We start from the raw sequence: 6,910 nt of genomic DNA, 5'->3' as shown, positions 1-6,910 counted from the left end.
CTTGGTTGCGTACAACGCACCCTATGTGGCCTTCGGTGCGTTCAACGCACCGAAGGCCACATTGGGGCGCTCGGGTTCAGCGGGTGGCGGCCGCCCAGCGGACCGCCGGGCCCATCGCCCAGCCCGCGGCCAGGAACACCGCGCCCATCAGCAGCCACCCCGGGGCGCCCCAGCCGACCACCACCGTGCTGAGCACCACCGGGCCGATCGCCCGGGCCACTGACGTCCCGCTGCCGAAAAACCCCTGGTACTCGCCCTGCTTGCCGGCCGGGGCCAGCGCGAAGCCGATCTCCCACGAGCCCGCCGACTGGAGCATCTCGCCGAGCACCTGCACCAGCGCGCCGGCGACGAGCACCCCGAACGCCACCGCCGGTGACGTCCCCAGCGCCGAAAGCGCGAACGCCAGGCACGAGACGAAGAGCAGCACGCCCGACCGGCGGACCATCCGCGCCGCCGAGCCGATGCTCGCCAGCCGCCCCGCGACGCGGACCTGGAACAGCACCACCACGACCGTGTTGAGGACGAACAACGCCGATACCGTCCAGCCCGGCGCCGCCGTGCGTTCGACGATCCACAGCGGGATCGCGACGCTCAGCAGCGGCATGCGCAGCAGCAGGATCGCGTTGAGCAGCGTCACCAGCGCGTACGGCCGGTCGCGCAGCACCGCCGACTTCGACGCGCCCGGGTGCGGGGACGACGTCCGCGGGACCGCCGGGAGGGCGTGCAGCAGCGCCGCGGTCACCACGAAGGTCACCGCGTCGAGCACGAAGACCGTCAGGTACGCCGAAGCCGTGTCGGCCGAGAGCGCGAGGCCGCCCAGCCCGGCGCCGACGGCGAGCCCGGCGTTGCCCGCGGACTGCAGGTGCGCCCGGACGCGCGTCCGGCTCGCCGGATCGGCGAGCGTGGCCAGCAGCGCCTGGCGGACGGCGGCGAGCCCGGTCTGGCAGGTGCCGTAGAGGCAGGCGGCGAGAGCGAACGCCAGCGGCGAGCGCACGAGGAGGAAGGCGAGGATCGACGTGCCCGTCGCCAGGGCCAGCAGTACCGCCGAGCCGCGGGCGCCGTGGCGGTCGGCGAGCCGCCCGAGCGGCACGCCCGCGACCGAGCCGACCGCCCAGCCGACGGTGAGACCCAGTCCCACCTGCGCCGGGGTCAGCCCGGCGATCCGCGTGAAGAACAGCACCGAGCAGGTGAGGAACGCGCCGTCGCCGAGCGAGCCTGCCAGCTGGGCGGCGGCGAGCAGGCGGCCGGGCCGCCGGGTCTGCGGACGTTCGAGGAGCACTGTCATGGCCAGAACGTTAGGGCCGGCTTTGGCCCGATCCCAGATCCAATTCCGAGCATTTGAATTGGGCCAATGTAGGCTTTCCCCGATGGACTTCCACGTCAGCCTGGCCGGGCGCGGGGACCTCAGTGTCCGGATCTACCGGCAGCTGCGCGACGCCGTGCTGGACGGCAGGCTGCGCGCGGGGGAGCGGCTGCCGCCGACCCGGGAGCTGGCGCGGCGGCTGGCCGTTTCGCGCAACACCGTCGCCGTCGCCTACGACCGCCTCACCGCCGACGGCTTCCTCGCCGGCCGCGTCGGCGCCGGCACGTACGTCTGCGCGGACCTGCCGGCCCCGAAGCCGCGCAACGCCCCGTCGGCGCGGGGACCGCAGCCGAAAGCGGTGTGGCGGTCCCTGCCTCCGGCCGCCGCCCTGGTGCCCACGCCGGCGTTCGACTTCCGCGTCGGCATCCCCGACGCCGCGCTGTTCCCCCTCGAGACCTGGCGGCGGCTGCTCGCGCGGGAACTCCGCGACGCCGCCGGGTTCGCGCACTACGCCGAGCCCGGCGGTCACCCGGGACTGCGCGCGGCGATCGCCCGGCACGTCGGCGTCTCGCGGTCGGTGCGCGCCGGCGCCGACGACGTGCTCGTCACCCAGGGCGCGCAGCAGGCCCTGGACCTGCTGTGCCGGGTGCTGCTCGAGCCCGGCGACCGCGTCGCCGTCGAGGAACCGGGCTACCGGATGGCGAAGCTGCTCTTCGCCTCGCACGGCGCCGAGGTCGTCGGCGTGCCGGTCGACGGCGAAGGTCTCGACGTCGCCGCGCTGCCCCCGCGGACGAAACTCGTCTACGTCACGCCGTCCCACCAGTTCCCGCTCGGCACGGCGATGTCCCTCGCCCGGCGCACGGCGCTGCTGGCCTGGGCCGGTCGCGTCGGCGCGGTCGTCGTCGAGGACGACTACGACAGTGAATTCCGGTTCTCCGACCGGCCGCTGGAACCGTTGCAGAGCCTGGACCGCGACGGGCGGGTGGCCTACGTCGGGTCGTTCTCGAAGACGCTGCTTCCCATGCTGCGCCTGGGTTTCCTGATCGCCCCCGCGTCACTGCGCGAGGCCCTGCACCACGCCCGGCAGCTGTCCAGCTGGCACGGCGACCTGCCGGCGCAGGCCGCGCTGGCCCGGTTCGTCGACGAAGGCCTGTTCGCCCGCCATCTCCGCCGGGCGACAAAGGTGTACGCGGATCGCCACGAGCGCATCACGGCGACCCTGGAGCGGGTTTTCGCCGGCCGCCTGAGCCCGGTGCCCTCGGCGGCGGGGCTGCACCTGTGCGCGCTGGCGGCGGACGGCACGGACCTGGAACCCGTCGCGGCCCGCGCCGCCCGGGCCGGGGCGGCGATCCAGACGCTTTCCGATCTGTGCGGCGGATTCCCGGGGCAGGGCGTGGTCCTCGGTTACGGCTCGATCCCCGGCGAAAGCATCGACGCCGGGCTCGCGGTGCTGGACGCGGCCTGGGGCTCGACGTGATGGTCCGTGCGCCGGCGCGCGGCGATCAGCAGGCCGCCCGCGCACGTCGCCACCGCGGTCGCCAGTACCACCAGCCAGCCCCGGCGGAAGTCGGCCAGGTCCGGCGTCCCGGCGAACACCGCGACCAGCACCGCCGTGCCCAGGACCGTGCCGATCTGCCGGGCCGTGTTGACCATCGACGAGCCCGCGCCCCAGCGGGCCGCCGGCAGGACCGTGCCGACCACGCCCGACAGGCTCGGCAGGATCAGTCCGACGCCGAGGCCCGTCAGCAGCTGCCCGGGCAGCATCGACCCCGCGTAGTCGGGCGCCGATCCCATGCCCAGCAACCAGACCAGCGCACCCGCCCCGAACGAGACGCCGCCGAGGGCGACCACCGGTCCCGGTCCGAAGCGGTGCACGAACCGGCCGCCGAGGATCGACACCGGGACCACGACCAGCGGCCCCGGCGCCAGGGACAGCCCGGCCACCAGGATCGAGTCGTGCCAGATCGACGTCAGGAACAGCACGTTGCCGAACAGCATCGCGGCGAACCCGGCGGCGAACACACCGGTGGTCAGGCAGGCCAGCCACAACGTCGGGACGCGCAGCGCCGGCAGGTCCAGCACCGGCACCGGGTGCCGGGCCGAGCGCAGCGGAACCCAGGCCAGCGCGACCGCGGCGACGACCAGTGCGACGAGCACCGGCTGCCCGCCCCAGCCGTGGTCGGACGCCTCGACCAGGGCGTAGGCCAGTGCGCCCACCCCGACCAGGAGCCCGGCCGCGCCGAGCAGGTCGGGGACGCCGCTGCCGGTGTCCCGCGACTCCCGCAGCACGCGCGGCCCAGCCAGCAGCGTCACCGCGCAGATGGGCAGGTTGACCAGGAACACCCAGCGCCAGGACGCTTCGACGAGCAGGCCGCCGACCGGCGGGCCGAGGGCGGCGGCCGCCGCGCCCACCGACGCCCAGACGCCGACCGCCGCCGGCCGCCGGTGCGGCGGGAACGCCGTCAGCAGCAGCGCCAGTGAGGTCGGCATGACGAGCGCGGCGCCGACCGCCTGCACCGCGCGGAACGCGATCAGCACGGGAATCGAAGGCGCGGCCGCGCACGCGGCCGAGGCGAGGGTGAACACCGCGACGCCGATCAGGAACAGCCGCTTGCGCCCGTACCGGTCGGCCAGCCGCCCGGCCGGGGCGAGGCAGGCGGCGAAGAGCACCGTGTAGCCGTTGAGCACCCACGACAGCGTGGCGAGGTCGTCGCCGGGGAACGCCGCCCGGATGCCGGGGAAGGCGATCGTGACGATGAACGTGTCCAGGCTGGCCAGGAAGGCGGCCGTCGAGACGACCAGCAGCACGAGGCCGGGCTTCGGCGCGGTGTCGGACATGGTCCTCCAAGGTTCGAAAAAGCAACCTACCTGGAGAACGTGGGTCTCAACAAGAGACTGACCAGTTCGAAGCGGTAGAGATCACGCGGCCGCGCGGTCCTCCGCACGGGCCTTCAGCGCCGCGAGGGTGTGCTCGATCGAGGCGACGTTGTAGCCCGGCCGGTCGGCGCGGCCGGTGACGCGCGGCCCCATGAACCGCCGCACCAGCCAGCTGCCGATGCGGTACCAGTTCTCGGTGACCACGCAGCCGCCCGGCACCGGCGTCAGCACGTACTCCCACCGCGAAACCCGCGAACCGAGCGGCGTGCGCACGTCGAAGGCGAACCGGCGGCCCGGTTCGAACGCGACCACCCGCACCCGCGTCCACCACCGCAGCTCGCCGTTGACGTTGCGGCCACGGAACCGCGCGCCGAGGGCCGGGCCGGTGCCGTCCAGCCAGCGGCCGCCGACGTTCTCCGGGCTCAGCTCGCCCATCCGCGGCAGGTCGGTGACCCAGGACCAGACCGTGCCCGGGCCGGCCGGGACGGTGACACTGCGCGAAATCGTCGGTTCCACGTCCCGACGGTGACAGCGCTTCCGGCCGCCGGGCAAGGCGTCCCGGCGTAGTCCGCAGCCGAGAAGAGCCCGTCCGGGAAAACCGGGCGGCCGGATCGGGTTGCCGACCCGCCGTTGTGGGTACTTGGCGCGCGGAGGAGTCCGGCGACACGGAGGGTGCGGTGGTCAGCGTGATCCCGATCGAAGTGGTGGGGATGGCCGTCCCGGTGCCGGGTGAGGCGCCCCTGATGCTGCTGCGCGAGCCCGAAGGCGCCCGCCGCTGGCTGGCCATCATGATCGGCTACGGCGAGGCCGAGGCCCTGGTGCGGGCGCGCGAGCAGATCGCGCAGCCGCGTCCGGGCACGATCGAGCTGCTCGGCGACGTGCTCGCGGCGTTCGGCCAGGGGCTCGCCGCGGTCGAGCTGACCGAGGTGCGGGACGGCATCTTCTACGCCGACCTCGTGCTCGCCTCGGGCACCCGTGTGTCGGCCCGGCCGAGCGACGCGGTCGCGCTGGGCCTGCGGCAGGGCGCCCCGATCCGCGTCGCCGAAGAGGTGCTGGACGTCGCGGCCGTGCAGCTCGAGGTCGAGCAGGAGACCGAAGGACCGGCCGCCGACGTGCTGGACGCCGAGGCCGAGGTCGCCCGGTTCCGCGACGAACTGGACAACCTGCGGCCGGAAGACTTCGACCTGTAGAGAATGTTCTCCCGGCGGGCGATGAATTCCGGCGGCGGCACCGGTACACCCATCGCCGCCATCCGGACGGGAGAACGATGCAGGACTTCGCGACGCGCACCGAGCCACACCGGCGTGAGCTGCTGGCGCACTGCTACCGCATGCTCGGCTCGGTGCACGAGGCCGAGGACCTGGTGCAGGAGACCCTGGTCCGCGCTTGGAAGGCGTGGGCGGGCTACGACCCGGCCCGCGCCTCCGTGCGCACCTGGCTCTACCGGATCGCCACCAACGCCTGTCTCACGGCGCTGGAAGGGCGGGCCCGGCGGCCGCTGCCGTCCGGGCTCGGCGGCCCGGGCGACGACCCGGGCGCGCCACTGACGCCGTCATTCGAAATCCCCTGGCTGCAGCCGTTCCCGGACGCCCGCCTAGACGACCCCAGCCTCCGGCTGGCCCGCCGCGGCACACTCCGGCTGGCGTTGCTCGCGGCGATGCAGACCCTGCCGCCGAAGCAGCGCGCGGTACTGATCCTGCGGGACGTCCTGGAGTTCAGCGCGGCGGAGGTGGCCGGCTTCCTCGACACGACCCCGGCCGCGGTCAACAGCGCCCTGCAACGCGCTCGCGCGGGGCTCGGCGGCCTGTCGGCGGACGAGGTACCCGAACCGGACGACACCGCCGTGGAAGCGGTCCTGGACCGGTACGTGCGGGCGTTCGAACGGGCCGACGTCGCCGGACTCGTCGCCTTGCTGACCGACGACGTCGTGCTGGAGATGCCGCCGGTGCCGCTGTGGTTCCGCGGCCGGGACGACTACGGCCGGTTCCTGGCGCGGCTGTTCGGGATGCGCGGCCCGGAGTGGCGCATGACCCGGACGGCCGCCAACGGCCTGCCCGCCCTGGTGGCGTACTGCCGCGACGACACCGGCGAGTACCGGCTGCACACCCTGCAGGTGTTCACCGTGCGCGGCGGGCGGGTGGCGCACAACGTCGTGTTCGCCGATGCGGGCGTCCTGGCGCTGTTCGAGCTCCCCGCGACTCAGCCGGCGGCGCGCGCTTCCGACGGACGGCCGTAGGTGCCGCCGTCGTTGCTGCGCTGCAGGAGACCTTCGTCGACGAGGTAGCGGCGGAGCGTCGCGTGGTCGTCGTGGACCATCGTGAGCTTCTCGCGGACGTCCTGCTCGGTGTACAGCCGGCCCGGTTCGAAGCGCTCGGCGAGGTAGTCCAGCAGCAGCTGCCGCCGCCGGCCCGAGTGGGGGATCGCGACGAGCCTGCCGTGGCGGAAGAGCGCGTCCAGCGGATCGACCGGTGCCTTGGCCAGCGCGTCGCGGAACACCTCCGGCACGGCCCGGTAGCGGCCTTCGGCCACGGTGACGAGCCCGGCGTCGATCAGCCGTTTCGCGAGCTTGGCCGTGTCTCGGCCGGCTTCGAGTCCCTCGGGGGCGGCGCAGATGCGGGCGAAGAACTGCAGGCGGTGCGGGTCCGCGAGGGCGGAGACCAGCGCTTCCGGGGAGGCCATGGTCTTCGACCGTACCCGCGCCCCGCCCCGGCGGTGAACCGGGTTTCCGGG

General features: G+C 74.1%; 7 protein-coding genes. 3 read left to right on the top strand and 4 right to left on the bottom strand.

Features of this window, described 5'->3' with window-relative positions:
- Positions 1–76: 76 nt before the first annotated feature.
- Positions 77–1,285 (bottom strand): MFS transporter, encoded by a 1,209-nt coding sequence (locus tag AB0F15_RS39710; RefSeq protein WP_360282082.1) that lies wholly within the window; start codon positions 1,283–1,285, stop codon positions 77–79.
- 82 nt (positions 1,286–1,367) lie between these two features.
- Here AB0F15_RS39710 and AB0F15_RS39705 point away from each other — a divergent pair, with 82 nt between their 5' ends.
- On the top strand, positions 1,368–2,780 hold the full coding sequence (locus tag AB0F15_RS39705) for a PLP-dependent aminotransferase family protein (protein WP_360282080.1): 1,413 nt from the start codon (positions 1,368–1,370) through the stop codon (positions 2,778–2,780).
- Here the strand turns inward: AB0F15_RS39705 and AB0F15_RS39700 are convergent.
- Positions 2,708–4,141, bottom strand: coding sequence for an MFS transporter (locus tag AB0F15_RS39700; RefSeq protein WP_360282078.1), 1,434 nt, complete (start codon positions 4,139–4,141; stop codon positions 2,708–2,710). The genes AB0F15_RS39705 and AB0F15_RS39700 overlap by 73 nt on opposite strands.
- A gap of 81 nt (positions 4,142–4,222) precedes the next feature.
- Positions 4,223–4,696 (bottom strand): SRPBCC family protein, encoded by a 474-nt coding sequence (locus tag AB0F15_RS39695; RefSeq protein WP_360282076.1) that lies wholly within the window; start codon positions 4,694–4,696, stop codon positions 4,223–4,225.
- Positions 4,697–4,857: 161 nt separating this feature from the next.
- Here AB0F15_RS39695 and AB0F15_RS39690 point away from each other — a divergent pair, with 161 nt between their 5' ends.
- Both AB0F15_RS39690 and AB0F15_RS39685 read left to right on the top strand, forming a co-directional pair.
- Positions 4,858–5,370 carry a bifunctional nuclease family protein gene (locus tag AB0F15_RS39690; protein ID WP_360282074.1) on the top strand — a complete coding sequence of 171 codons (513 nt, stop codon included), beginning with the start codon at positions 4,858–4,860 and terminating at the stop codon, positions 5,368–5,370.
- A gap of 77 nt (positions 5,371–5,447) precedes the next feature.
- On the top strand, positions 5,448–6,416 hold the full coding sequence (locus AB0F15_RS39685) for a sigma-70 family RNA polymerase sigma factor (protein ID WP_360282072.1): 969 nt from the start codon (positions 5,448–5,450) through the stop codon (positions 6,414–6,416).
- On the opposite strand, the gene AB0F15_RS39680 is transcribed toward AB0F15_RS39685, so the two are convergent.
- Positions 6,380–6,859: a DUF2087 domain-containing protein gene (locus AB0F15_RS39680; RefSeq protein WP_360282070.1), complete on the bottom strand. Its 480-nt coding sequence runs from the start codon at positions 6,857–6,859 to the stop codon at positions 6,380–6,382. The two genes, AB0F15_RS39685 and AB0F15_RS39680, sit on opposite strands and share 37 nt — an antisense overlap.
- Positions 6,860–6,910 lie beyond the last annotated feature (51 nt).

This window comes from Amycolatopsis sp. NPDC026612 (assembly GCF_040638285.1).
GTDB lineage: Bacteria > Actinomycetota > Actinomycetes > Mycobacteriales > Pseudonocardiaceae > Amycolatopsis.
Note: the sequence above shows the minus strand (reverse complement) of the source record. Positions and strands in the feature narration are given on the sequence as shown.